General features: G+C 59.2%; 25 protein-coding genes. 10 read left to right on the top strand and 15 right to left on the bottom strand.

The features are described 5' to 3' along the window. Nucleotides 1–105: 105 nt before the first annotated feature. Nucleotides 106–1,305, bottom strand: a complete 1,200-nt coding sequence (tyrS, locus tag FBY01_RS25295; protein ID WP_010467228.1) for a tyrosine--tRNA ligase — start codon at nt 1,303–1,305, stop codon at nt 106–108. Between the two features lie 212 nt (nt 1,306–1,517). Between tyrS and FBY01_RS25285 the strand changes: the two genes are divergently transcribed. Both FBY01_RS25285 and FBY01_RS25280 read left to right on the top strand, forming a co-directional pair. Then, nucleotides 1,518–2,939: a peptidoglycan DD-metalloendopeptidase family protein gene (locus FBY01_RS25285; protein WP_145309984.1), complete on the top strand. Its 1,422-nt coding sequence runs from the start codon at nt 1,518–1,520 to the stop codon at nt 2,937–2,939. A gap of 3 nt (nt 2,940–2,942) precedes the next feature. Next, the gene (locus tag FBY01_RS25280) at nt 2,943–4,034 is read left to right on the top strand and encodes an anhydro-N-acetylmuramic acid kinase (protein ID WP_145309982.1); all 1,092 of its coding nucleotides are present in this window, start codon (nt 2,943–2,945) and stop codon (nt 4,032–4,034) included. Nucleotides 4,035–4,101: 67 nt separating this feature from the next. Here the strand turns inward: FBY01_RS25280 and erpA are convergent, their stop codons facing one another. Continuing rightward, on the bottom strand, nt 4,102–4,452 hold the full coding sequence (gene erpA / locus FBY01_RS25275; RefSeq protein WP_007947969.1) for an iron-sulfur cluster insertion protein ErpA: 351 nt from the start codon (nt 4,450–4,452) through the stop codon (nt 4,102–4,104). A 168-nt stretch (nt 4,453–4,620) separates the two neighbouring features. Then, complete coding sequence (gene argC, locus FBY01_RS25270; protein WP_010467224.1) at nt 4,621–5,655, bottom strand: N-acetyl-gamma-glutamyl-phosphate reductase; 1,035 nt, start codon at nt 5,653–5,655, stop codon at nt 4,621–4,623. Between the two features lie 296 nt (nt 5,656–5,951). Here argC and hemJ point away from each other — a divergent pair, with 296 nt between their 5' ends. The 6 genes from hemJ (at nt 5,952) to coq7 (ending at nt 10,473) form a co-directional block, all read left to right on the top strand. Continuing rightward, a complete protein-coding gene (gene hemJ, locus FBY01_RS25265; RefSeq protein ID WP_010467221.1) occupies nt 5,952–6,380 on the top strand; it encodes a protoporphyrinogen oxidase HemJ in 429 nt (142 codons plus the stop codon). A gap of 27 nt (nt 6,381–6,407) precedes the next feature. Further along, complete coding sequence (locus FBY01_RS25260) at nt 6,408–7,376, top strand: nitronate monooxygenase family protein (protein ID WP_010467219.1); 969 nt, start codon at nt 6,408–6,410, stop codon at nt 7,374–7,376. 92 nt (nt 7,377–7,468) lie between these two features. Beyond that, nucleotides 7,469–8,413, top strand: a complete 945-nt coding sequence (locus tag FBY01_RS25255; protein ID WP_077747324.1) for a DUF805 domain-containing protein — start codon at nt 7,469–7,471, stop codon at nt 8,411–8,413. Between the two features lie 95 nt (nt 8,414–8,508). Beyond that, the gene (locus FBY01_RS25250) at nt 8,509–9,297 is read left to right on the top strand and encodes an SDR family oxidoreductase (RefSeq protein ID WP_010467216.1); all 789 of its coding nucleotides are present in this window, start codon (nt 8,509–8,511) and stop codon (nt 9,295–9,297) included. Between the two features lie 81 nt (nt 9,298–9,378). After that, a complete protein-coding gene (locus FBY01_RS25245; protein ID WP_010467214.1) occupies nt 9,379–9,717 on the top strand; it encodes a histidine triad nucleotide-binding protein in 339 nt (112 codons plus the stop codon). A 108-nt stretch (nt 9,718–9,825) separates the two neighbouring features. Then, nucleotides 9,826–10,473, top strand: a complete 648-nt coding sequence (gene coq7 / locus FBY01_RS25240; protein WP_010467212.1) for a 2-polyprenyl-3-methyl-6-methoxy-1,4-benzoquinone monooxygenase — start codon at nt 9,826–9,828, stop codon at nt 10,471–10,473. Between the two features lie 117 nt (nt 10,474–10,590). Here the strand turns inward: coq7 and speD are convergent, their stop codons facing one another. After that, on the bottom strand, nt 10,591–11,385 hold the full coding sequence (gene speD / locus FBY01_RS25235) for an adenosylmethionine decarboxylase (protein ID WP_010467209.1): 795 nt from the start codon (nt 11,383–11,385) through the stop codon (nt 10,591–10,593). A gap of 239 nt (nt 11,386–11,624) precedes the next feature. Continuing rightward, on the bottom strand, nt 11,625–12,047 hold the full coding sequence (locus tag FBY01_RS25230; protein ID WP_007941657.1) for an OsmC family protein: 423 nt from the start codon (nt 12,045–12,047) through the stop codon (nt 11,625–11,627). A 234-nt stretch (nt 12,048–12,281) separates the two neighbouring features. On the opposite strand from FBY01_RS25230, the gene crp reads away from it, so the two are divergent. Continuing rightward, the gene (gene crp, locus FBY01_RS25225; RefSeq protein WP_008027103.1) at nt 12,282–12,926 is read left to right on the top strand and encodes a cAMP-activated global transcriptional regulator CRP; all 645 of its coding nucleotides are present in this window, start codon (nt 12,282–12,284) and stop codon (nt 12,924–12,926) included. On the opposite strand, the gene FBY01_RS25220 is transcribed toward crp, so the two are convergent. The 4 genes from FBY01_RS25220 to FBY01_RS25205 all read right to left on the bottom strand — a co-directional run bounded on the left by FBY01_RS25220 (nt 12,923) and on the right by FBY01_RS25205 (nt 16,255). Beyond that, the gene (locus FBY01_RS25220) at nt 12,923–13,624 is read right to left on the bottom strand and encodes a lipoate--protein ligase family protein (protein WP_010467202.1); all 702 of its coding nucleotides are present in this window, start codon (nt 13,622–13,624) and stop codon (nt 12,923–12,925) included. The two genes, crp and FBY01_RS25220, sit on opposite strands and share 4 nt — an antisense overlap. Nucleotides 13,625–13,769: 145 nt before the next feature. Further along, nucleotides 13,770–14,606, bottom strand: a complete 837-nt coding sequence (gene trpC / locus FBY01_RS25215; protein ID WP_010467200.1) for an indole-3-glycerol phosphate synthase TrpC — start codon at nt 14,604–14,606, stop codon at nt 13,770–13,772. After that, on the bottom strand, nt 14,603–15,652 hold the full coding sequence (trpD, locus tag FBY01_RS25210; RefSeq protein WP_010467198.1) for an anthranilate phosphoribosyltransferase: 1,050 nt from the start codon (nt 15,650–15,652) through the stop codon (nt 14,603–14,605). Before trpD ends, trpC begins: the two co-directional genes overlap by 4 nt. Before the next feature lie 9 nt (nt 15,653–15,661). Continuing rightward, complete coding sequence (locus FBY01_RS25205; RefSeq protein ID WP_010467196.1) at nt 15,662–16,255, bottom strand: aminodeoxychorismate/anthranilate synthase component II; 594 nt, start codon at nt 16,253–16,255, stop codon at nt 15,662–15,664. 405 nt (nt 16,256–16,660) lie between these two features. On the opposite strand from FBY01_RS25205, the gene estP reads away from it, so the two are divergent. Then, nucleotides 16,661–18,571 (top strand): esterase EstP, encoded by a 1,911-nt coding sequence (gene estP, locus FBY01_RS25200; RefSeq protein ID WP_145309979.1) that lies wholly within the window; start codon nt 16,661–16,663, stop codon nt 18,569–18,571. A gap of 183 nt (nt 18,572–18,754) precedes the next feature. Here estP and trpE read toward each other — a convergent pair whose 3' ends face one another. From trpE to FBY01_RS25165, 6 genes are all read right to left on the bottom strand, one after another. Next, nucleotides 18,755–20,236: an anthranilate synthase component I gene (gene trpE / locus FBY01_RS25190; RefSeq protein WP_010467190.1), complete on the bottom strand. Its 1,482-nt coding sequence runs from the start codon at nt 20,234–20,236 to the stop codon at nt 18,755–18,757. A 71-nt stretch (nt 20,237–20,307) separates the two neighbouring features. Continuing rightward, the gene (locus FBY01_RS25185) at nt 20,308–21,126 is read right to left on the bottom strand and encodes a phosphoglycolate phosphatase (protein ID WP_102595487.1); all 819 of its coding nucleotides are present in this window, start codon (nt 21,124–21,126) and stop codon (nt 20,308–20,310) included. Next, a complete protein-coding gene (rpe, locus tag FBY01_RS25180) occupies nt 21,123–21,797 on the bottom strand; it encodes a ribulose-phosphate 3-epimerase (protein ID WP_008035979.1) in 675 nt (224 codons plus the stop codon). Before rpe ends, FBY01_RS25185 begins: the two co-directional genes overlap by 4 nt. Before the next feature lie 80 nt (nt 21,798–21,877). Beyond that, nucleotides 21,878–23,026, bottom strand: coding sequence for an iron-containing alcohol dehydrogenase (locus FBY01_RS25175; protein ID WP_083375644.1), 1,149 nt, complete (start codon nt 23,024–23,026; stop codon nt 21,878–21,880). A 219-nt stretch (nt 23,027–23,245) separates the two neighbouring features. Next, a complete protein-coding gene (locus FBY01_RS25170; RefSeq protein ID WP_010467184.1) occupies nt 23,246–24,070 on the bottom strand; it encodes an ABC transporter permease in 825 nt (274 codons plus the stop codon). 12 nt (nt 24,071–24,082) lie between these two features. Then, complete coding sequence (locus FBY01_RS25165) at nt 24,083–25,330, bottom strand: ABC transporter permease (RefSeq protein ID WP_010467183.1); 1,248 nt, start codon at nt 25,328–25,330, stop codon at nt 24,083–24,085. Nucleotides 25,331–25,554 lie beyond the last annotated feature (224 nt).

The raw sequence follows: 25,554 nt of genomic DNA, 5'->3' as shown, positions 1-25,554 counted from the left end.
AACTGCGTAACTCTTTGTTTACCAAGGAGTTTTCCGTTTCGACTGCGCCGGAAGTGGGGCGAATTATAGACTTCCAGAATCTGCCGTCAACCCCTAACTTAAGCTTTATTCAGATTTGAGCGTAATACGCGCAAATGCCTTCTTTCCGGCCTGGCAAACATGGGTCGCGCCCAGCACGTATATAAAGGTGCGATCAACAACCTCTCCATCTATACGCACACCGCCGGAATTCAGCAGATCACGGGCCACCGCCGAGTTCTTCACCAGCCCCGCCTTATTAAGGACAGCAGCAATCGGCATGTCTTCAGTAGCCGTCAGCTCGATCTCCGGCAGATCGTCCGGCAACTCGCCATCCTTCATACGATTGCCCGCTGCACGGTGAGCATTGGCCGCGGCCTCTTCACCATGGAAACGCGCAACGATCTCTTCGGCCAGCTTGATCTTGATGTCACGAGGATTGGCGCCCGCCTCGACATCAGCACGGAATGCGTTGATTTCATCCATGGAGCGGAAGCTGAGCAATTCGAAGTAGCGCCACATCAGCGCATCCGGAATAGAGACCAGCTTGCCATACATGACACCCGGCGCTTCCTGGATACCGACGTAGTTGCCCAAGGACTTGGACATCTTCTTCACACCATCCAGACCTTCGAGCAGCGGCATCGTCAGAATGCATTGAGCCTCCTGACCATAACCGCGCTGCAGTTCACGCCCCATCAGCAGATTGAACTTCTGATCGGTACCGCCCAACTCGACATCCGCGCGCAAAGCGACCGAGTCATACCCTTGAACCAGCGGATAGAGGAACTCGTGAATAGCGATTGGCTGGTTGGTCGTGTAGCGCTTGTCGAAGTCATCACGCTCAAGCATGCGAGCCACGGTGTACTGCGAAGTCAGACGGATGAAGTCCGCCGGCCCCATCTGGTCCATCCAGGTGGAGTTGAACGCCACCTCGGTTTTGGCCGGATCAAGAATCTTGAAGACTTGAGTCTTGTAGGTCTCGGCATTCTCGAGAACCTGCTCGCGGGTGAGCGGAGGACGCGTTGCGCTCTTGCCGCTCGGATCACCGATCATACCGGTGAAGTCACCTATAAGGAAGATCACCTGGTGACCCAGTTCCTGGAACTGGCGCAGCTTATTAATAAGCACGGTATGACCCAGGTGCAAATCCGGCGCGGTCGGATCGAAGCCTGCCTTAATACGCAGCGGCTGGCCACGCTTGAGCTTTTCGATCAGCTCGGACTCGACCAACAGTTCTTCCGCACCACGTTTAATCAGCGCTAGCTGCTCTTCAACCGACTTCATAACAGACCCGCAAGGCTCGAATTCAAAGGGGACCAACCATACAAGATCACGCGTCAAATACAAAGTTTGGCCGGCGCAATGACGCCAATCCGCTGGCAGAGTGACCGCGGACTTGCTTCAGAGATGATTTGGTTATATTTTATACAGTTATTTCATCTTCATCATGTCATTCATCTTTTCCAATTCATCTTTTTCAAAGTCAAAAATTACCTATGACCAAAGAATCGTCTAAAGCGCCACCGCTTTACCCGAAGACCCACCTGCTCGCAGCAAGTGGCATCGCCGCTCTTCTGAGCCTGGCGCTTCTGGTATTCCCTTCCAGTGATGTAGAGGCCAAAAAGACGACGCTGAGTCTTGAGCTGGAAAGCCCTGCTGAACAACTGACACAAGATCAAGACGCTGCTGAAGCCGTTCAAGCCACAAATGAACCGGCAGCCTCCCCTTTCGCGCAGATCGAAAACAGCGCTGAAGAGCCACAGGAAACCGCCCAGGCCGAGCCCGTACCTACCCCGGTCACCGAAGAAAAGAAGACCCCAAACCACAGGGAAGTGATCGTTTCCAAAGGCGACACACTTTCCACGCTGTTCGAGAAAGTAGGCCTCCCCGCCACTTCGGTGCATGAAGTCATGGCCAGTGACAAGCAGGCCAAGCAATTCAGCCAGCTCAAACGCGGCCAGAAACTCGAATTCGAACTGACCCCCGACGGCCAGCTGAGCAACCTGCACAGCAAGCTCAGCGACGTCGAAAGTATTACCCTGACCAAGAATGACAAGGGTTATACGTTCAACCGCATTACCGCCAAGCCAACCGTGCGCTCCGCCTACGTTCATGGCGTGATCAACAGCTCGCTATCGCAGTCTGCCGCGCGTGCCGGGCTGTCCCACAGCCTCACCATGGACATGGCCAGCGTGTTTGGCTATGACGTCGACTTCGCCCAGGATATCCGCCAGGGTGACGAGTTCGATGTGATCTACGAGCAGAAAGTCGTCAACGGCAAGGCTGTCGGCAACGGCCCGATCCTGTCCGCACGCTTCACCAACCGCGGCAAGACCTACACCGCCGTGCGTTACACCAACAAGCAAGGCAACAGCAGCTACTACACAGCCGACGGCAACAGCATGCGCAAGGCGTTTATCCGCACGCCAGTGGACTTCGCCCGCATCAGCTCGAAATTCTCCATGGGTCGCAAACACCCGATCCTGAACAAGATCCGCGCTCACAAAGGTGTCGATTACGCCGCTCCACGCGGCACGCCGATCAAAGCGGCCGGTGACGGCAAAGTGTTGTTGGCCGGTCGCCGTGGCGGTTACGGCAATACCGTGATTATCCAGCACGGCAACACCTACCGTACGCTGTACGGCCATATGCAAGGCTTTGCCAAAGGCATCAAGACTGGCGGCAGCGTCAAGCAAGGCCAGGTAATCGGTTATATCGGCACAACCGGGCTCTCCACCGGCCCACACTTGCACTATGAGTTCCAGGTCAATGGCGTGCACGTCGACCCACTGGGCCAGAAAGTTGCGATGGCCGACCCTATTTCCAAAGGGGAACGCGCACGCTTCCTTTCGCAAAGTCAGCCGCTGATGGCGCGCATGGACCAAGAGAAAGCCACCATGCTGGCTTCGAAGCGCTAAATCATGACGCTCTATATCGGTGTGATGTCCGGAACCAGCCTCGATGGCCTGGACATTGCGCTAATCGAGCTGACCCCGGCGATCAACCTGATCGCCACGCACTACACCCCCATGCCTGACTCCCTGCGCGCCGAGCTGCTTGGCTTGTGCGCCAGCGGCGCGGACGAGATTGCCCGCTCCGCCATCGCCCAGCAGAACTGGGTGAAACTGGCGGCTCAGGGCATTAACACTCTCCTCCGCCAACACAACCTGAAACCCGAAGACATTCGCGCGATTGGCAGCCACGGCCAGACCATTCGCCACGAACCGGCGCGCGGCTTCACGGTACAGATCGGCAACCCGGCCCTGCTGACCGAGTTGACCGGCATCACCGTGGTCAGCGACTTCCGCAGCCGTGATGTGGCCGCTGGCGGGCAAGGCGCGCCTTTGGTGCCGGCCTTTCACGAAGCGTTGTTTGATGAACGTGCCGGCAATCGTGCGGTATTGAATGTCGGCGGATTCAGCAACCTCAGCCTGATCGAGCCCGGCAAACCTGTCGCCGGTTTCGACTGCGGCCCGGGCAACGTCCTGCTGGATGCCTGGATTCATCAGCAACGCGGCGACAATTTTGATCGTGACGGCCAATGGGCTGCCAGTGGCAAGGTTGAACCGGTTCTGCTGAATGAATTGCTGAGTGATCCATTCTTCGTAACCAAAGGCCCGAAAAGCACCGGCCGCGAAGTGTTCAACCTGCCATGGCTGACACAGCATCTCTCGAAGCTCCCGCCCTTCGCCGCGGAAGATGTGCAAGCAACCCTGCTCGAACTGACCGCACTGACCATCGTCGAGTCATTGCAGCACGCCCAATCGGACACGCAGGAACTGCTGGTCTGCGGTGGTGGCGCGCACAACGCCACGCTGATGAACCGTTTGGCCGCCCTGCTGCCGAACGCGAGAGTCAGCAGCACTGCCGCTTACGGTGTGGACCCGGACTGGGTCGAAGCCATGGCCTTCGCTTGGCTGGCTCATTGCTGCCTGGAAGGCATCGCCGCCAACCGCCCGAGCGTCACTGGCGCCCGCGGCCTGCGCGTACTCGGCGCCATCTACCCGGCATAAACGCCGCACAGCAAAACGCCGCAAAGCCCTGAAGCCATGCGGCGCTTGATACTGCGGTGAAGCGCGATCAGATCGAGAACGAAGAGCCGCAACCACACGTGGTGCTCGCGTTCGGATTCTTGATCACAAAACGCGAACCTTCCAGACCTTCCTGATAATCCACCTCGGCACCGGCCAGGTACTGGAAGCTCATCGGGTCTACGACCAGACTCACACCTTCGCGCTCGACGATGGTGTCGTCATCGGCCACTTCTTCATCGAAGGTGAAGCCGTACTGAAAACCTGAACAACCGCCGCCCGTAACGAATACGCGCAGCTTCAAGCGATCATTCCCCTCTTCATCGACCAGGCTCTTCACCTTGTGCGCGGCACCGTGGGTGAATTGCAAAGCGGTGGGGGTGAAGGATTCGACGCTCATGCTGACTATCTCCCGGCGTTACGCCGCCATAATGCGTGATGACGCGCATTATCCGCTTCTCCTAGAAAATCGGTCAACTATTGTTACGGTATAGCAATAAACCCGATTGCCGGTTCGAAATGCAAAAAGGCCCGTCAGACGGGCCTTTTTGCTGAGCGGGATAAAGCCTTACGGCAGCATGCCGGCGTGGGACAGGCCCAGGCGCTCATCCAGCCCGAACAGAATGTTCAGGTTCTGCACCGCTTGACCCGACGCACCCTTGACCAGGTTATCGATTACCGACAGCACCACCACCAGATCGCCGTCCTGCGGACGATGCACGGCGATACGACAAACGTTGGCACCGCGAACACTGCGGGTTTCCGGGTGGCTGCCCGCCGGCATCACGTCGACGAACGGCTCGTTGGCGTAGCGCTTTTCAAACAACGCCTGCAGATCCACCGAGCGATCCACGACGGTCGCATACAGCGTCGAATGAATGCCGCGAATCATTGGTGTCAGGTGCGGAACGAAGGTCAGACCGACGTCCTTGCCCGCTGCACGACGCAGACCCTGGCGGATTTCCGGCAAGTGACGGTGACCTTTGACGGAGTAGGCTTTCATGCTTTCCGACGTCTCGGCGTACAGCGAACCGACCGAAGCGCCACGACCGGCACCGCTGACACCGGACTTGCAGTCAGCAATCAAACGCGTGGTATCGGCCAGGCCGGCTTCCAGCAATGGCAGGAAACCCAATTGCGTCGCCGTTGGATAGCAACCCGGCACCGCGATCAGGCGCGCATCCTTGATTTGCTCGCGATTGACTTCCGGCAAACCGTAGACCGCCTCCTCCAGCAACTCCGGCGCGCCGTGAGGCTGGCCGTACCACTTGGCCCACTCGGCAGCGTCTTGCAGACGGAAGTCAGCCGACAGGTCGATGACCTTGGTCCCCGCTGCGAGCAACTCACCGGCCAGTGCATGGGCAACACCATGAGGCGTGGCGAAGAACACCACATCGCAAGCGCCCAGCGTCTTGATGTCCGGAACACTAAAGGCCAGGCCGTCGTAGTGGCCTCGCAGGTTCGGGTACATGTCGGCCACGGCCAGACCGGCCTCGGATCGGGAAGTGATCACAACCACTTCAGCTTGCGGATGCTGTGCCAACAGACGCAGCAGTTCGACACCGGTGTAACCCGTGCCGCCGACGATACCGACCTTGACCATAAACCTGCCCTCAACGAACCCACTGGAAAGCCGTCGATAATAGGGGCCGCGCGGCCCTGCGACAACCGCTTAGGTGACGTGTGGCGGCTCATGTGTCCCTTCTCGGGCATATCGCCCAACTTTTGGCGAGTGGCTTTTGTGGCCAGGCAAGGCCTCGCGACGAGTCATAGCTCGCTATGGCGAGGAGCGGCAACGCCGTCTGGCCGCAAAAGACGCCGTCAAAATTGAACAGTTATGTCCGAGACGGGACACTTTCTCTACTATTCGGGCTACCGTGAACCTGGGAATAACTAAAAATGCTTTATCTATGGCTCAAAGCGCTTCATATCGTCAGCATGGTCTGCTGGTTTGCCGGCCTGTTTTACCTGCCCCGCCTGTTCGTTTATCACGCCCAAAGCGAAGACACCGTCAGCAAGGAACGCTTCAGCCTCATGGAGCGCAAGCTGTACCGCGGCATCATGGGCCCGGCGATGATCGCTACCCTGATATTCGGCATTGCACTGATCTGGCTTAACCCGAGCCTCTTCAGTCAAGGCGCGTGGATTCACGCCAAGCTGACCCTGGTGGTGATCCTGATCGGCTACCACCACATGTGCGGCGCGCAGGTGAAACGTTTTGCCCGTGGCGAAAACACCCGCAGCCATGTCTTTTATCGCTGGTTCAATGAAGTGCCGGTTCTGATATTGCTGGCTATCGTAATTCTGGTCGTCGTTCGGCCGTTCTAATAAGCACAACTCACCGGGGTACTTCCAATGTCGCTGCCCGCTTTGCTCGAACAACGCTTGCGTCTGCCGGTAGTGGCAGCGCCGATGTTTCTGATTTCCAATCCGCAATTGGTGCTCGCCTGCTGCCGTAACGGCGTCGTCGGCAGCTTTCCTGCGCTGAACCAGCGCGAGAGCAGCGGCTTCAAGGCCTGGCTGGAAGAGATCGAAGCAGGGTTGGCGACACTGGAGAACCCGGCGCCTTACGCGGTCAACCTGATCGTTCACAACACTAACCCACGGCTGCAAGCTGACCTTGCGATCTGCATCGAGCATAAAGTACCGATCGTGATTACCAGTCTCGGTGCAGTGAAAGAAGTAGTCGATGCCGTTCACAGCTATGGCGGACTGGTGTTCCATGACGTGACGACGCGGCGCCATGCCGAGAAAGCTGCCGAGGCCGGTGTGGACGGCTTGATCGCCGTGGCAGCGGGTGCCGGTGGACACGCTGGAACCTGGAGCCCGTTCTCGCTGATTGCCGAGATTCGCCAGTTTTTCGACAAGACCCTATTGCTGGCAGGCTGCCTTAACCACGGCCACGAGATCCTTGCTGCGCAATTGCTCGGCGCTGATCTGGCCTATTTCGGTACGCGATTTATCGGCACCACCGAAAGTCATGCGCCTGACGCCTACAAAGAGATGCTGCTGACGTCCAGAGCCGCGGACATCGTCCATACGCCGGCAGTGTCAGGCGTACCGGCGAGTTTCATGCGTCAAAGCCTGGAGGCTGCCGGTTTCGACATGGCGGCACTGCAAGGCAAGGGCGAAGTCGACTTCGGCTCCAAACTCAAGCCGATCAGCGATGAAGCCAAAGCCTGGAAAACCGTGTGGTCTGCGGGCCAGGGTGTCGGGGAAATCGATGATTTGCCGAGCGTCGATCAATTGGTCGCTCGACTTGACGCGGAATACCGCAAGGCTCTGGAACTGGCGGCCGAGCTGCCCAAACGCTGGCCACGATGAGATGAAAGTTTGGCCAGCCCGCCCCGGCTGGCCTTACAATCCACGCTTGAAACACACCCTATTACAAATTCTCGCGACAAGGATGCCTCGCAATGAGCGACAACCGTTTCAAGATCGTGTTCGACGGCGCTCTGCTGCCAGGCGTTGACGCCGCCAGCGCCAGAGAGAACCTGGCTAAACTCTACAACAGCCAAGTCGCAGCCGTCGAACGGCTATTCACTGGCAAGACGGTTACGCTCAAGAAAGACCTGTCGCACGCCGACGCGCAAACCTACCTTCAAGCGCTGACGAAAACCGGCATCGATGCTCGCATCGAAAGCGAATCGTCCATTGAGCTGAACCTGGACGAAGCCCACGAGCACAGGCCTGTCGCCAGCCAACCGGCATTTGCCGACCCCGCATCCCCTTACGCACCACCCCGAGCCACTGTCGGCGAAAGCCTGCCCGCGTATGCTCCACTCAAGCCATTCAGCGTTGAAGGCCGCATCGGTCGTTTGCGCTATCTCGCCTGGACGATGGTCCTGACGCTGGTCACCCTGGCCGTCGGTTCGGTATTGGCCATTTTCGCCTTCGCCATCATCAGCGCCGATTCGACCGCAGGCCTGATACTCGGTGGCCTGGTTGCGTTCATGCTGTTCATTGCCATGGCGGTCGTGAGCATTCAGATCAGTGTCCAGCGCCTGCACGACATCGGCTGGTCCGGCTGGCTCTGGTTGCTGAACCTCGTACCCTTCGTAGGCAGCTTCTTCCCGTTCGTGATCATGATCGCCCCGGGCACCAACATCGCCAATCGCTATGGCGCGCCGCCTCCACCCAACACCACGGCTGTCAAAGTGTTGTCTTCGTTGTGGGTGGTGTTGATCGCCATCGTCTTGGTTGGTGCGCTGGCCGGAGGCCTTACGGCGATCCAGGAAGAGTATGAAACTGCTGCCGAAACCAGCTATGACAGCAGCTCGGTAATCACTGAAGAAGTGGAAGTCGAGCCGGCCGCAGAGGCTGAGCAGGCACCCGATTCTGCAGACGATGAAGCCGAATAAGCCCCGGTCCCTGTAGACTCTGCGAAAGAATGAACAGCGCTCCCCGCCCGTGACACCCGCGTCGCCGGCGCGGAGCTGCTGCGATGGAGAACTGCATGACCCGTTACGCTCTGATCACTGGCGCTTCCAGTGGGATCGGCCTGGCGATGGCCGAAGCGCTGGCCCGCCGAGGCCGCAGCCTGATTCTGGTGGCCCGACAACGTGATCAGCTGGAAAGTATTGCCATTGAACTGACCCAACGCTTTGGCGTGGAAGTGCTGTTCCGCGCCTGTGACCTCGGCGAACCGCTACGGCTGTCCGGGTTCCTGCTGGAACTGGAGGAAGGTGACCGGCAAATCGATTTGCTGGTCAACTGCGCCGGCATCGGCACCTGCGGACCCTTTCTGGCCCAGGACTGGATGACCGAGCAGGACCTGATCGAAGTGAACATCCTGGCCCTCACTCGCTTGTGCCATGCCATCGGGAACAGCATGGCCTTGCAGGGGGGCGGACAAATTCTGAACGTCGCTTCAATGGCGGCATTCCAACCAGGCCCGTGGATGAGCACGTACTACGCCAGCAAAGCCTATGTGCTGCATTTTTCCGAAGGGTTGCGCGTCGAACTGAAGAAATGTGCGGTCAAGGTCTCGGTGCTGTGCCCCGGCCCGACCCGTACCGGGTTCTTCCGTACCGCTCAACTGGACACCGGTAAACTGGCCGACAGCAACATGCTCATGAGTCCCGAAGAGGTTGCGCTGTATACGGTGCGCGCCCTGGAGAAAAATCGAGCGATCATCATTCCCGGTCGAGGCAATCGCTGGCGCGCCCTCCTGCCACGGCTGGGCTCTCGCTGGCTCAATCGGACAATCGCTGGCATGGTCAACAAGGCCTACTGCCCGCGCTGACCCGGCCTCAAGGTAAAAGGCTGGGCTCGGGGATAACCCATGAGTACACTCAAGCCAGCCCAAACAACGGAGAAAACAGCTGTGGATACTCTGTTCACCAAGATCATCAACCGGGAAATCCCGGCGAAGATCATCTACGAGGACGACCAGGTACTGGCCTTCCACGACATCGCCCCACAGGCACCGGTGCATTTTCTGGTCATTCCGAAAAAAGCGGTGCGCACCCTCAACGACCTCACCGAGGAAGACAAGGCTTTGGCCGGACATATTCTGTTCACCGCCCAGCGCCTGGCCCTGGAACTGGGCTGCGAAGAAGGTTTCCGTGTGGTCATGAACTGCAATGAACTGGGTGGGCAGACTGTCTACCACATTCATATGCATGTGCTGGGTCAGCGCCAGATGCACTGGCCGCCGGGCTGATTGCAAAAAGCTTCGAGGGAGTGGCCAGCCACTCCCGTATGACCCAGCGCAAACCTTCCCCGGCCGATTGGGTTAAACTGGCCGCCGAGATTCCTCCCGGAGGTCAGCATGACTACCCAGCGTCACTACTCGCCGATTGACCGTCTTCTGCTGCAAGCCGATGCCGCGATGCGAACGTTGCTGCCTTTCAGTGGCCAGCCATACCGTCCGTCGCCAGCCATCGTGCAGCCGGATGCGCAAATGAGTGACGAAGACACCCGCCACGTTGCTGGCTTGATGCGCATCAACCATACCGGTGAAGTCTGCGCCCAGGCGCTGTATCAGGGTCAGGCCCTGACCGCCAAGCTGCCGCACGTGCGGGCCGCCATGGAACATGCTGCCGAAGAAGAAATCGATCACCTGGTCTGGTGCGAGCAACGCATCCAGCAACTGGGCAGCCACACCAGCATTCTCAACCCGCTGTTCTACGGCATGTCGTTCGGGATTGGCGCAGTGGCCGGATTGATCAGCGACAAGGTCAGCCTGGGTTTTGTCGCCGCCACCGAGCATCAGGTGTGCAAACACTTGAACGAGCACCTCGAGCAATTGCCGGCGGAAGATGAAAAGTCCCGGGCTATTCTCGAGCAGATGCGGATTGATGAAGAACATCATGCCGAGAGTGCACTGGATGCCGGAGGTTTTCGTTTTCCGGCGCCGGTGAAGTTCGGGATGAGTCTGTTGGCCAAGGTAATGACCAAGAGTACTTACCGGATCTGATCGATACGTTGCCTGACAGGGCCTCTTCGCGAGCAGGCTCGCTCCCACAAGGTTCTGTATTCCAGACATGAAAAAGGCGACTGCCGTGAGGAAGTCGCCTTTTTTGTGCTTGAAATCTTAGTTCGGCATGTTGCGCGCGTAGAAGATTTCCAGCATTTCGTGTTTCACACGGTCAGTCACCTGAGCACGCTGCTCGGAAGACAGGTTGCTGGTGGCATCGCCGAACAGGTAGTTATCCAGTTCGAAGTTCTTCAGCAACATTTTGGTGTGGAACAGGTTTTCCTGGTACACGTTCACGTCGGTCATCTGGTACGCGCCGCGGGTGTCTTCGGACAGGTAGTTCTGGATCGAGTTGATCTCGTGGTCGATGAAGTGCTTTTTGCCTTCCACGTCACGGGTGAAGCCGCGCACGCGATAATCCACGGTCACGATGTCCGAATCGAACTGGTGAATCAGGAAGTTGAGCGCTTTAAGCGGTGAAATCACGCCACAGGTCGACACGTCAATGTCCACACGGAATGTCGCAATGCCGTCGTCCGGGTGGATCTCCGGGTAGGTGTGCACCGTGATGTGGCTCTTGTCGAGATGGGCCAGGATAATCTCGGGCAACGGGCCCGGCGATTCTTCGATCTGGCTGTCGGTCGGGGTTACCGGCTCTTCAGAGATCAGAATCGTGACGCTGGCGCCCTGGGGTTCATAGTCCTGACTGGCAATGTTCAGGATGTTGGCACCAATGATATCGACAACTTCCGTGAGGATCTGCGTCAGGCGTTTCGCGTTGTACTCTTTATTGATGTACTCGACGTAAGCCTGTTGGTCTTGCGGGGTTTCCGCGTAGCAGATGTCATAGATGTTGAAGCTCAAGGTCTTTGTCAGGTTATTGAACCCGTGGAGCTTGAGTTTGCTTTTCACCGTTAAAAACTCTCTATGTATTGCGGCCCGGGCCGCGTGATCAAGCATGCCCGTCAGATGCGAACAACGCAGCTGCGTAGGACGGTTAACACCTCTTCGCGATGGCGATTTTGGTTGTCTGTTCGGGTTCGCAGCCTGTCGATGACGAGGCCGTTACCCTGAAAAAAGTGGCGCATTATGCAGACGTCAGCTTGGGATCGCCAGAGTCTGCACTGCTTTTATGATAGTTGAATGTCGATTCAACCGAGTTCGATGATTTCGTAGTCGTGGGTAATGGCCACGCCAGCCGCGCCCAGCATGATCGAAGCCGAGCAATACTTCTCCGCCGACAGCTCGATGGCGCGTTTGACTTGGGCTTCTTTCAGCCCCCGGCCCTTGACCACGAAGTGCATGTGGATCTTGGTGAAGACTTTCGGATCCTCGGTCGCGCGCTCGGCTTCGAGAAAGGCTTCACAGCTTTCGACGGCCTGACGGGACTTCTTGAGGATGCTGACCACATCGAAATTGCTGCAACCGCCGACACCCAGCAGAAGCATTTCCATCGGCCGGACACCCAGGTTGCGACCACCTGCATCGGGCGGACCGTCCATGACCACGACGTGTCCACTGCCGGATTCACCGAGGAACATGGCTTCGCCAGCCCATTGGATGCGTGCCTTCATCGCCAGACTCCACTGCATAAAAAAGGGTCGCCAGCTTAGCACAGGGCCCCGGACTGACAGTGCCTTGCATTTGTAGGGCATAACCTTCTGAACCGTAGGTAAATTCTCGAATATTGCAGGAAGTGTCTGTTAAGCTGGCGCCAATTCGCTGGCGCATGGCCAGCCTTTGCGCAGCCGTCGTCTGCGACTCATAAAAAAACCAAACACACCGTGAAGTCTTTTCGGGATACAACCATGGTTGCTATTGCCCCAACCCCCAAAATCAAGAACCTCGACAAGCTGTTGATGCATTGCCAGCGCCGTCGTTATGCGGCCAAGAGCAACATCATTTGTGCCGGTGATCGCTCGGAAACGCTGTTCTTCATCATCAAGGGTTCGGTCACGATCCTGATCGAGGATGACGACGGCCGCGAAATGATCATCGCCTACCTGAACTCCGGGGACTTTTTCGGTGAGTTGGGTCTGTTTGAACAAGCGGGGCTTGAGCAGGAACGCAGCGCTTGGGTACGCGCGAAGATCGAGTGTGAAGTCGCAGAAATCAGCTATGCAAAATTCCGCGAGCTGTCCCAGCAAGATCCAGACATTCTTTACGTGCTCAGCGGACAAATCGCACAGCGTCTGCGCAATACCACGCGCAAGGTCGGCGACCTGGCCTTCTTCGACGTAACCGGTCGTGTCGCCCGCTGTCTGCTGGAACTGTGCAAACAGCCAGATGCCATGACCCACCCGGACGGCATGCAGATCAAAGTGACCCGCCAGGAAATCGGGCGGATTGTCGGTTGTTCACGGGAGATGGTCGGTCGCGTGCTCAAGGATCTGGAAGAACGCAACCTGGTGGACGTCAAAGGCAAGACCATGGTGGTCTTCGGTACGCGCTAAGCCTTGAACATGTCTGCCAGCAACTGGCGATAAAGCGCATCAAGCCGCCCGAGCGCATCGGGTGCGGCAAATTTCTCATGCAGGGCAATGTGGCTTTCGGCGCGAACCCGCTGCTCCAGGCCGCAGGCTTCATTGAAGCGATTGACTGCGGCGACCATCGACTCACGTTCGTTATCCAGCAACAACGCACCGTGTACCAATCCGACCGGACGTGTGCCGCCCTTGCTCTGGCGCCAGCGCTGGGCAGTGCCGACCATCTTGCGGCCGTCGAGATTGACGTTGAAACGGCCATCGCAGAATGCGCCGTCGACTTCGCCCAGGGACGAAACGCCGCCCAGCTCATCCAGTAACTGACAGATCGGGTCGCAGAGTCGACGGTAAGCGGTTTCGATTCGATTTTGATCGCCTTCGCTACGCGGGGGTGCGTAGACAAGGGCGATATTGATGGTGGAAGCCGATTGCGGCACTGGCTCGCCGCCGGTTTCACGTAACAGCACCGGCCAACCGGCGGCGGCTGAGACTTCGCAGGCCGCTTCGAAGCCGGGTAGACGATTCAGGCGTCGGGGCATGACCAGTGCGCGGTCGCCGGGTTGCCAGAACAGCAGACCAAACTCAACATCACCGGCACAGACAGACGCCAGCAGATCCTGTTCGGCCTGTAAGCCGGCTTCGACAGTCAAAGAGACGATTGAGGTCATAAGGTATTCCGTTGGACATGAAGTCTGTGGTGCTACTTATGCCGCCATCGCGAGCAAGCTCGCTCCCACAAGGAGTTTGCGGACACCGCAGATCCAATGTGGGAGCGAGCTTGCTCGCGATGGGGTCGACTCGGCCGGAGCCTGATCAGTCGAGGGTCGAACCGCTGACCGGACCGCCGCGCTCAGGAAAGAACAGGCGCTGCAGTTCAGTGCCCGGGCTTTCAGCGCGCATGAATGCCTCGCCCACCAGGAACGCGTACACGTCGCTGATTTCCATCAGTTCCACATCCGCCCGGTTGAGAATGCCGCTCTCAGTAATCACCAGGCGATCACGCGGGATGCGTGGCAACAGGTCGAGCGTGGTTTCCAGGCTGACATCGAAGGTGTGCAGGTTGCGGTTGTTCACGCCGACCAGTGGCGTGTCGAGGGTTTTCAAGGCCCGCTCCAGCTCGTTGCCATCATGGACTTCTACCAGCACATCAAGGCCGACGCTTTTGGCCACGGCCGCCAGCTCGGCCATTTTCACGTCGTCCAGTGCGGAGACGATCAACAACACGCAGTCAGCGCCCAAGGCACGGGCTTCGACGATCTGGTACGGGTCGATCATGAAATCCTTGCGGATCACTGGCAGGTTGCACGCTGCCCGCGCCTGCTGCAGATACGCATCGGCACCCTGGAAGTAATCGATATCGGTTAGCACCGACAAGCACGTCGCGCCGCCCTTCTCGTAGCTTTTGGCGATGTCGGCGGGAACGAAGTGCTCGCGGATCACGCCTTTGCTTGGCGACGCTTTCTTGATTTCGGCAATGACGGCCGGTTGTTTCGACTTGGCCTGAGCAATCAATGCCTGGGCAAAACCACGGGGTGCATCGGCCGCCTTGGCCAGACTTTCCAGCTCCGCCAGACTCACACGGGCGCTACGCTCGGCGACTTCCTGGACTTTGCGGGCCAGAATGTTTTCCAGAACCGTCGGTACACTCATCCCTCATTCTCCACTTTGAATACCGCGGTAAATGCACCCAACTCCTCAAGTTTTTCCCGTGCGAGGCCTGTGTGCAGCGCATCGTGCGCCAGGGCAACGCCTTCTTTCAAACTGGTCGCCAGGTCGGCGGCGTACAGCGCCGCACCGGCATTGAGCACAATCATCTCGGCGGCTTTCTGTCCGCTCTCGGTCTTGCGCTTGCCCAAAGCATCGCGAATCAGCTCAAGGGACGCCGCCGGACTTTCCACTGCCAGGCCGTGCAGGCTCTGGCTCTTCATGCCCAAGTCTTCTGGCTCGACCCAATATTCGGTGATCTGGTCATTCTTCAGTTCTGCCACATAGGTTGGCGCCGCCAGGCTGAACTCGTCCAGGCCATCCTTCGAGTGCACCACCAGCACGTGCTTGCTGCCCAGACGTTGCAAGACTTCGGCCAGTGGCCGGCACAACGCCTGACTGAACACGCCCACCACCTGATGTTTCACGCCGGCCGGATTCGTAAGCGGGCCGAGCATGTTGAACAAGGTACGCAGGCCGAGATCCTTGCGCGGGCCGGCGGCGTGCTTCATGGCACTGTGATGGGTCTGGGCAAACATGAAACCGATGCCGACGTTATCGATGCAGCGAGCCACCTGCACCGGGGTCAGGTTCAGGTAGATCCCGGCCGCCTCCAGCAGATCGGCGCTGCCGCTTTTGCCCGACACCGCACGGTTACCGTGCTTGGCTACGGTGCAACCGGCTGCAGCGACTACGAAGGAGGAAGCTGTCGAGACGTTGAAAATGTTCGCACCATCACCACCGGTGCCGACCACATCGACGACGCCGTCGAGGGTCTTGAGTTCGACCTTGTCCGCCAACTCGCGCATGACAGAGACCGCGCCGACGATCTCGTCGATGCTTTCGCTCTTCATACGCATGGCCATCATGAACGCGCCGATCTGCGCATCCGTGCATTGCCCGGTCATGATTTCGCGCATCACATCGCGCATTTCATCGGTGCTGAGGTCGAGCTGATCGACGATACGGCTCAGGGCTGTCTTGATATTCATGAAAAGTCCTTAGCGCGTGCCGCCGGTTTGTTTGAGGAAGTTTGCGAACAGCTCGTGGCCCTGCTCGGTGAGGATAGACTCGGGGTGGAACTGCACACCCTCGATGTTCAATGTCTTGTGGCGCAAGCCCATGATCTCGTCGACCGAGCCGTCTTCGAGCTGGGTCCAGGCGGTCAGCTCCAGGCAATCGGGCAGGGTTTCGCGCTTGACGATCAGCGAGTGATAACGCGTCACCGTCAGCGGATGATTCAGACCTTCGAACACGCCCTTGTCCTCGTGGAATACCGGGCTAGTCTTACCGTGCATGACTTGGCGGGCGCGGACTACATCACCGCCAAAGGCCTGGCCGATGGACTGGTGGCCGAGGCAGACGCCGAGTATCGGCAGCTTGCCGGCGAAATGCTTGATCACGTCGAGCGAGATGCCGGCTTCGGTCGGTGTGCAAGGACCGGGGGACACGACGATGCGCTCAGGGTTGAGGGCTTCTATGTCGGCAATGGTGAGTTCATCGTTGCGCACGACTTTGACCTGGGAGCCGAGCTCACCGAGGTACTGCACAACGTTGTAAGTAAAAGAGTCGTAGTTATCGATCATCAGCAACATGGCGTTTGGAACCTCTTGAATTCACTGACTTTTAATACAGCCTTCGAATGATTACCCGCAGCGTCCTGCGCTTTTTCAGTCGCCGGGTGCGCCAGCAAAGCGGTATGTCATACGGGTGAAGAAGGCAAAGCGGTACAGGTCCGGCGGGGCCGGCAAAAGAATTCAGGCGCGCCAACGCCAGCGGGCGTGTGCCTTGATGACTTGATCCAGAAGTTTGCTGATGATCAACACGGGGAAGGTCTCATTCATACGTCTCGGCACAGTAACTTAGCTGGGCAGAGCGTGCAATATGGCCGTGGCGACTGGCTGCGAAACAATCGAAGGGTTCGCGACCGATGGCAAAAGGCCGGAAGTTTTTGGTACTGTCGTTTCGTTCACTACAACAATAAATAAACGGACTTGCTCATGATCAAACAGACGTTGTTTGTACCGCTCGCAGGATGCTTGCTCGCCGCGGCCTGCGCCCAGGCGATCGCCGCGCCTAACCCTTACTCCAATTTCGTCGTCTTCGGCGACAGTCTCAACGATGCCGGGACCTTTGCCGACACGGGCGGGCCTGCCGGCTCGACCCAGCGCTATACCAACCGCACGGGGCCGGTTTACCTGGATGGCAACGGTGAAGTCCGCTCGCTCAACTCCACGCAGATCCTGGGGGGGAAACTGGGGTTCTCGGCGGATCAGACCGCCTCATCGTCCTCGGCGGTACGTGCCAGCAATGGCCAGCCCGATGGCAACAACTGGGCCGTCGGCGGTTATCGTACCGACCAGATTCTCGACTCGATCACCAGCACCTCCGCCACGGGTGATCGCACCCGGGCAGGCTACCTGCCGTCGAACAATTTCCGCGCCGACCCGAATGCGCTGTATTACATTTCGGGCGGTGGTAATGACTTCCTTCAGGGGCGCGTGACCAGCCTGCCCCAGGCCAGCGCTGCCGCCGATCGTCTGGTCAGCAGCGTGCAAACCCTGCAACAGGCCGGTGCTCGCTACATCATGGTCTGGTTGCTGCCGGACATCGGCTTTACCCCGGCCTTCAACGGCACCCCGTTGCAAGCGTTCACATCCCAGCTCAGTTCTCAGTTCAACACCGAACTGGTAAGCCAACTGCAAAACGTCAATGCCAACGTCATCCCGCTCAACATTCCGGTGCTGCTCAAAGAGACGTTTTCCAACCCGGCGCAGTTCGGCCTGGCCACCGACCAGAACCTGAGCGCCACCTGTTTCAGCGGCAGCAGCTGTACCGAAAACGCCCGTTACGGCATCAACAGTGCGACGCCGGACCCGACCAAGCTGATCTACAACGACTCGGTGCACCCGACCGAAGCCGGGCAGCGTCTGATTGCCGATTACGCTTACTCGCTGCTGGCCGCGCCGTGGGAAGCCACCCTGTTGCCACAAATGGCCCAGGGTACGCTGCGCTCTCATCAGGATGAGTTGCGCAACCAATGGCTGGCCGATTGGGAAAACTGGCAAGGCGTGGGCCAATGGCGAGCGATTGTCGCCGGCGGCGGCCAGCACCAGGATTTCGACAGCCAGCGCAGTGGTGCCAGTGCTGACGGCAATGGCGCCAACCTCAACATCGGTGGCAGCTACCGGCTGAATGACGCGTGGCGTGTAGGTTTGGCGGCGGGCTTCTACAACCAGAAGCTCGAAGCCGGCGACAACGATTCGGACTACAAGCTCAATACCTACATGGGCACGGCGTTCGCCCAGTACCAGCAGAATCGCTGGTGGGGTGACGCGGCCGTGACGGCCGGGCATCTGGATTACGACAGCCTCAAACGTAAATTCCAGCTGGGGGTCAATGAACGCGGGGAGAAAGGCGATACCGACGGCTATCTGGTGGCTTTCAGCGGTCGCGTGGGGTACGACATCGCGCCGATGGCGAGCAGCCCGTGGCACTTGTCGCCATTCGTGAGCGCTGATTTCGCCAAAGTTGAAGTCGACGGTTACTCGGAGAATGGCGCCGACTCCACTGCGCTGACATTCGACGACCAATCGCGCATTTCCCGGCGTCTCGGCCTTGGCCTCCAGGGTAAGTACCAGATCACCTCGCAAACCCAAGTCTTCGGCGAACTGGCTCACGAGCGTGAGTACAACGACGATACCCAGAATGTGACCATGAACCTCAAAAGCCTGCCGAACAACCGCTACACCCTGGCCGGCTATACCCCACAGACCAACCTGAACCGCCTGAACCTGGGCGTGAGCCACAACCTCACCAAGGACCTGGCTTTGCGGGCGAGTTATGACATTCGCAAGGATGATGACTTTACCCAGCAAGGCATTAACGTAGGCGTTGCGCTGGACTTCTAAACATCAGGCAAAAAAACGCGGCGCCCTCACAGACGCCGCGTTTTTTTATGCTGAACACTTATTGTGGCGAGCGATCTTGCTCGCGCTCGGCTGCGAAGCAGTCGTCGATTGGGCCTGCTTCGCAGGCCAACGGGAGCAAGCTCCCTCGCCACAAAGGCTCACTCCCACAGATGTTGCGTGAACTCAGGCGTCCGGGGTTTGTTCGGCCAAGGCTACGGCGCGGAACATCGCGCGGCGCTTGTTCAGGGTTTCTTCCCATTCCAGCGCCGGCACCGAATCGGCGACGATGCCGCCGCCGGCCTGCACGTGCAGCTCGCCGTCCTTGATCACGGCCGTGCGGATCGCAATGGCGGTGTCCATGTTGCCGTTCCAGGCGAAGTAGCCCACCGCCCCGCCGTAGACGCCACGCTTGACCGGCTCCAGTTCGTCGATGATCTCCATCGCCCGAATCTTCGGCGCGCCCGACAACGTGCCCGCCGGCAGAATCGCCCGCAGCGCGTCCATCGCCGTCAGCCCGGCTTTCAATTGGCCAGTGACGTTGGAGACGATGTGCATCACGTTGGAATAACGCTCGATGACCATCTTCTCGGTGAGTTTCACCGAACCGATTTCCGAGACCCGTCCGGTGTCGTTACGGCCCAGGTCGATCAGCATCAAGTGCTCGGCGATTTCCTTGTCGTCCGACAGCAGGTCTTTTTCCAGCGCCAGATCGGCCTCTTCGTTAGCCCCGCGTGGGCGAGTGCCGGCAATCGGGCGCACGGTGATCAGGTTGTCTTCGACCCGCACCAGCACTTCCGGCGAACTGCCGACGACGTGGAAGTCGCCGAAGTTGAAGAAATACATATAAGGCGTCGGGTTGAAGCAACGCAGCGCCCGGTACAGATCGATCGGCGCAGCCTTGAAGTCGATCGACATACGCTGCGACGGCACGACCTGCATGCAGTCACCGGCCAGGATGTATTCCTTGATGGTGTCGACGGCTTTTTCGTAATCGTCCTGGGTGAAACTCGAACGGAATACCGGGTCAGCCGACTGTTGCTTGCTGAAATCCAGGCCGCGGCGCGGGGTGATCGGCTGACGGAGTTTTTCCAGCAGCTCTTCCAGTCGCGCCTGGCCTTGCTCGAATGCATCGTCCTGCGACGGATCGGCCAGCACGATGGCGTGCATTTTCCCGGCGAGGTTGTCGAACACCACCACCGCGTCGGAGACCATCAGCAGAATATCCGGTACGCCCAGCGGATCCGGGTTCGGGCATTTGCCCAGACGTTTCTCCACATAGCGCACGCAGTCGTAACCGAAGTACCCCACCAGACCGCCATTGAAGCGCGGCAGGCCGGGAATGGTTGGCACGTTGTAGCGGGCTTTGAATGCTTCGACGAAGGCCAGCGGATCTTCGGCTTCATGGCTTTCGATCTCGACGCCGTCGTGGGTCACGCTGACGTGATGATCATGAACCCGCAGCACGGTGCGGCACGGCAGGCCAATGATCGAATAACGGCCCCACTTCTCCCCGCCCTGCACCGATTCCAGCAGGTAGGAGTTTGGCTCGTCGGCCAGTTTCAGGTAGATCGACAGCGGCGTGTCGAAGTCGGCCAGGGTTTCGCAGGCCAACGGGATACGGTTATAGCCGGCAGCGGCCAAACGCAGGAATTCTTCGCGGATCATGGGGTAGCCTCGTGGCTTGAGGTGCTAACAGTCAGGTATGCAAACGCGCCGGAAAGCCGGCCAGAATCGAGTCAGGCGCGCCAACGCCAGCGGGCCAGGGCCTTGATGACTTTCATCCAGAGTTTGCGAGTGACCACCACGATGACGTTTCCAGAAGGGGATTGAGCAACGTCGGGCAACGTTATCTCAGAGGCTGGATCCAGGCAACCGGGAATTAGCTTGCGCAGATCGTCGATCACCAGCGCCGGCGACTCTTCCGAAATCGGCCGACCGTGGTTGTAGCCGTAGCTGAGGGCCACGCACTTGACCCCTGCCGCTTTCGCCGCCAGCACATCGCTGCGTGAGTCGCCGACAAACAGCGACTGCGAGGCCGGTATGTTGGCCATTTTCATCACGAAAAACAGCGCGGCCGGGTCAGGTTTCTTCTGCGGCAAGGTGTCGCCGCCGATGATCCATTTGAAGTAACGGCCGATTTTCATCTGATCCAGCAGTGGCGCGACGAAGCGCTCCGGCTTATTGGTGATCAGCGCCATTTCGACACCCTGCTTGTGCAGCCATTTCAGGGTGTCACGCACGCCGGGATAGACCACGGTCAGATCATGGCTCTCGCTGTAAGCCTCCATGAAGATATCCAGCGCGCCCTCGGCTTCGCCATCGTCGACCGCCGAATGGTCGATGCCACCGGCCAGCGCACGGCGGACCAGCACCGGCGCGCCATTGCCGACCCATTCACGCACCGACTCGATGCCGGCGGGTTGACGCCCCAGTTTGAGCAGCATGTTATCCACGGCCACAGCGAGGTCGGGGACCGAGTCGACCAGCGTGCCATCCAGATCGAACATCACCAGCCGTGGTAGACGCCCCGGAAACAGCTGCTCAAAGCCACTCATGGACGAGCCAACGCCAGTTCGGAACGCATCTTTTCAATCACCTCTTGGTAGTTCGGTGCATTGAAGATCGCCGAACCGGCGACGAAGGTGTCCGCGCCAGCCGCAGCGATTTCACGGATGTTGTTCACGTTGACGCCGCCGTCGATTTCCAGGCGGATGTCACGGCCGGAGGCATCGATCAGCGCGCGTGCTTCACGCAGTTTGTCGAGGGTGCCGGGAATGAACTTCTGCCCGCCAAAGCCCGGGTTGACGCTCATCAGCAGAATCATGTCGACCTTGTCCATCACGTACTTGAGTACGTCCAGCGGCGTCGCCGGGTTGAACACCAGGCCGGACTTGCAGCCGCCCTCGCGGATCAGTTGCAGGGAACGGTCGACGTGCTGCGTGGCTTCGGGGTGGAAGGTGATGTAGGTCGCGCCGGCCTCGATGAAGTCACCGACAATGCGGTCCACCGGGCTGACCATCAGGTGCGCGTCAATCGGCGCGGTCACCCCGTATTTGCGCAGCGCGGCGCAAACCATCGGGCCGATGGTCAGGTTTGGCACATAGTGGTTGTCCATGACATCGAAGTGCACGAAGTCGGCGCCGGCGGCCAGGACGTTGTCCACTTCTTCACCCAGGCGGGCGAAGTCGGCGGAGAGAATCGACGGAGCAATGACGAAGGGCTGCATGACGCACCTTTTTTGAGCAGAATCACGATGGCGCGCATTGTATACCTCATGCTTTGATGCGCGCGACGTGGCCGCGATGATCAGTACGCCGCTCGGTAAATCTTCTCGATATCGACGGCGCTCAGTTTGCGTGGATTGTTGCGCATCAGGCGCTCGATTCCCGCCGCTTCCACGGCCATGGCCGGGATCGCATCCTCCGGCACACCGAAACTGCGCAGCCCTGGCGGAATCTCTACCGCCGCGCACAATGCGGCCATTGCCTCCACGGCTTTGTCTGCTGCTTCGTTGGCGCTCAGATGGACAGTCCTCACCCCCATGGCTTCGGCAATATCCTGCATACGCTCGACGCAGGCCATCTTGTTCCACGTCATGACATACGGCAGCAGCAAGGCGTTGCTGACACCATGAGCGATGTTGAAACGCCCGCCCAGCGGATACGCCAGCGCATGCACCGCGCCGACCCCGGCATTACCGAAGGCCATGCCGGCCATCAGGCTGGCGGTGGCCATGTCTTCGCGGGCTTGCAGGTTGGACGGGTTGGCATAGGCCTTGGGCAGCGCTTTGGCGATCAGCTTGATGGCGCCGATGGCCAGGGCATCGGTGATCGGCGAGGCGTTGACCGACAGGTAGGATTCGATGGCATGCACCAGCGCGTCGACACCACTGGCGGCGGTGACGCTGCGCGGGCAGGTCAGGGTCATTTGCGGACTGACCAGCGCCACGTCCGGCAATAGGTAGTCGCTGACAATCCCTTTCTTCAATTGCGCGACCTTGTCGGAGAGGATCGCCACATTGGTCACCTCCGAACCGGTGCCGGCCGTGGTCGGGATGGCGATCAGCGGCGGACCTTTGCGCGGCACCTGATCCACACCAAACAGATCCTCCAGCGCACCGTGGTAACCGGCGTAGGCCGCGACGCTTTTGGCGATGTCGATGGCGCTGCCGCCGCCGAGGCCAATCAGACCGTCATGCCCGCCCTCGCGGTAAACCCGCATGCAGTCTTCGACGATGGCGATTTCCGGGTCTGGCAGCACACGGTCGAAAATTTCGTAGGATCGATCGCCCAACTGCGCCAGCGCCAGCTCGACCGTGCCTGACTTGACCAGCGCCGCGTCGGTGACGATCAGCGGGTTGTCGATATCCAGGCGGGTAAGTTCGGCGGCCAACTGCTCGATGGCACCTGCGCCGGTGATCAGTTTGTGAGCAATCTTGAAAGAGGAAAGACTCATCGTGCGCAGCCTCTTATAAATAGGGGAGCTGGGCACAATAGTAGCTGGGGATTGGGGTTTGTCTGCTATTCAGGTTGTGAATGACCCAACATCCCGAAACACCTTGAACTCCTGTGGGAGCGAGCCTGCTCGCGATAGCGGAGTATCAGTCGACATCAATATTGAATGTCAGTCCGTCATCGCGAGCAGGCTCGCCCCCACAGGGGATGGTGTGTGGGTTTAGACCTGGGCGGTGCGCAGTTTTTCGCTGCGGCCACGCAGCCACTCGAGGGTCAGCAACAGGATCACCGAGAAGGCAATCAGCAGGGTTGCTGCAGCGGCAATCGTCGGGCTGAGGTTTTCGCGGATACCGCTGAACATCTGCCGAGGCAAGGTCGCTTGTTCGGGACCGGCGAGGAACAGCGTCACCACCACTTCATCGAACGACGTCGCGAAGGCAAACAGCGCACCCGAGATCACACCCGGCGCAATCAGCGGCAACGTCACCCGGCGGAACGCCGTCAGCGGCGAAGCTCCCAGACTGGCAGCGGCGCGCACCAGGTTATGGTTGAACCCCTGCAAGGTCGCCGAAACAGTAATGATCACGAAAGGCACGCCCAGCACCGCGTGCACCACGATCAGCGAGAAGAAGCTGTTGCCCAGGCCCAACGGCGCAAAGAACAGGTAGCTCGCCACACCGATGATCACTACCGGCACCACCATCGGCGAGATCACCAGGGCCATGACCAGCGCTTTGCCCGGGAAATCACCCCGAGTCAGGCCAATCGCCGCCAGCGTTCCGAAGATCATCGCCAGCACCGTCGCCGCCGGAGCGACGATGATGCTGTTCCTCAATGCCCGCATCCATTCCGCCGAGGCGAAGAAGTCCTGATACCAGTGCAGCGAGAAGCCTTGCAGCGGATAGACCAGGAAACTGCCCGAGTTGAACGACAGCGGAATGATCACCAGCACCGGCAGAATCAGGAACAACAGAATCAAGCCGCAGAGAATCCGCAAGCTGTAGAACCACACCCGCTCAATGGGCGACATATAAGGACTCAGCATTTCATTCTCCCCTTAGCTCAGGCGCAGGCGACTGGCGCCCACCAGCCAGCTGTAAATCAGATAAAGCACCACGGTCGCCAACAGCAGCAGCCCACCGAGTGCGGTCGCCATGCCCCAGTTGATGCTGGTGTTGGTGTAGAAGGCGACGAAGTAGCTGACCATCTGATCGTTCGGGCTGCCCAGCAACGCCGGGGTGATGTAGTAGCCAATGGCGAGGATGAACACCAACAGGCAACCGGCGCCGACACCGGCATAGGTCTGTGGGAAGTACACCCGCCAGAAACTGGCGAACGGGTGGCAGCCGAGGGAAATCGCGGCGCGCATGTAGGTCGGCGAAATGCCTTTCATCACGCTGTAGATCGGCAGAATCATGAACGGCAGCAGGATGTGCACCATGGAGATGTAAACGCCTGTGCGGTTGAACACCAACTCCAGCGGCTTATCGATGATGCCCAGCGCCATCAGGCCGCTGTTGATCAAGCCACCCGATTGCAGTAACACGATCCACGCGGCCACCCGGACCAGGATTGAGGTCCAAAAAGGTAACAACACCAGAATCATCAGCAGATTACTTTGGCGTGACGGCAGGTTCGCCAGCAAGTAAGCCAAGGGATATGCCAGCAACAAGCAGATCACGGTGATGATCAGGCCCATCCAGAACGTGCGGGCGAAAATGTCGAGGTAGATCGCCTGGTCAGGCGTGGCCGGTGCGATTTCGCCGAGGTCGTCGATGCGATGATCGACAGCCGCCAGCAAATAGTACGGTGTGATGTTGCTGGTATTGCGGCGCACCGCTTGCCAATAGGCCGGGTCGCCCCAGCGTTCGTCGAGGCCTTCCAGCGCTTCTTTATAAGAGGCCGGTTCAGTGGCGAACGGCAAGGCGCGGGCGGTTTTGGTCAGCAGGCTGCGGTAGCCGGCCAACTCCATGTTCAAGCGCTTGGACAAGTCGCCCAGGGTCTGATTCTTGCGCGCTTCAGCGAGGTCTTCGCTGGCCGCTTTGTACACCGGCTCGGCGGGCAGGCCGCGGCCGTCCCAACTGGCGATGGCCGCCACAGTGCGCGGCATGCCGCCGACCACTTCTGGGTTACCAACGCTTTTGTAGAGCAGCGCCACGATCGGCACCAGGAACACCAGCAACAGAAACAGCACCAGGGGCGCGATCAAGGCCTGGGCCTTCCAGCGGTTGATCCGCTCGGCGTGCTTGAGCCGCTGCTTCAAGGTGGGGTCAGTGCCCGCGTTCAGGGGAATGGCGGTGGCCATGGCGTACTCCGGAAATCTTTGATCGTTGCAGAGGCAGGCAAGCCTCCTCTGTTCTTGATAACTACATATCACCCCTGTAGGAGCGAGGCTTGCCCGCGAAAACGTCGGCACATTCAACATTAATGCTGACTGACACGCCGCCTTCGCGGGCAAGCCTCGCTCCTACAGGGGACTGATCGTTCCCACGCTCTGCGTCACAAGGACGCGGGGCGTCCCGGGCGGCA

The sequence above is a fragment of the Pseudomonas sp. SJZ077 genome (assembly GCF_007993905.1).
Taxonomy (GTDB): Bacteria; Pseudomonadota; Gammaproteobacteria; order Pseudomonadales; family Pseudomonadaceae; genus Aquipseudomonas; species Aquipseudomonas mandelii.
Note: the sequence above shows the minus strand (reverse complement) of the source record. Positions and strands in the feature narration are given on the sequence as shown.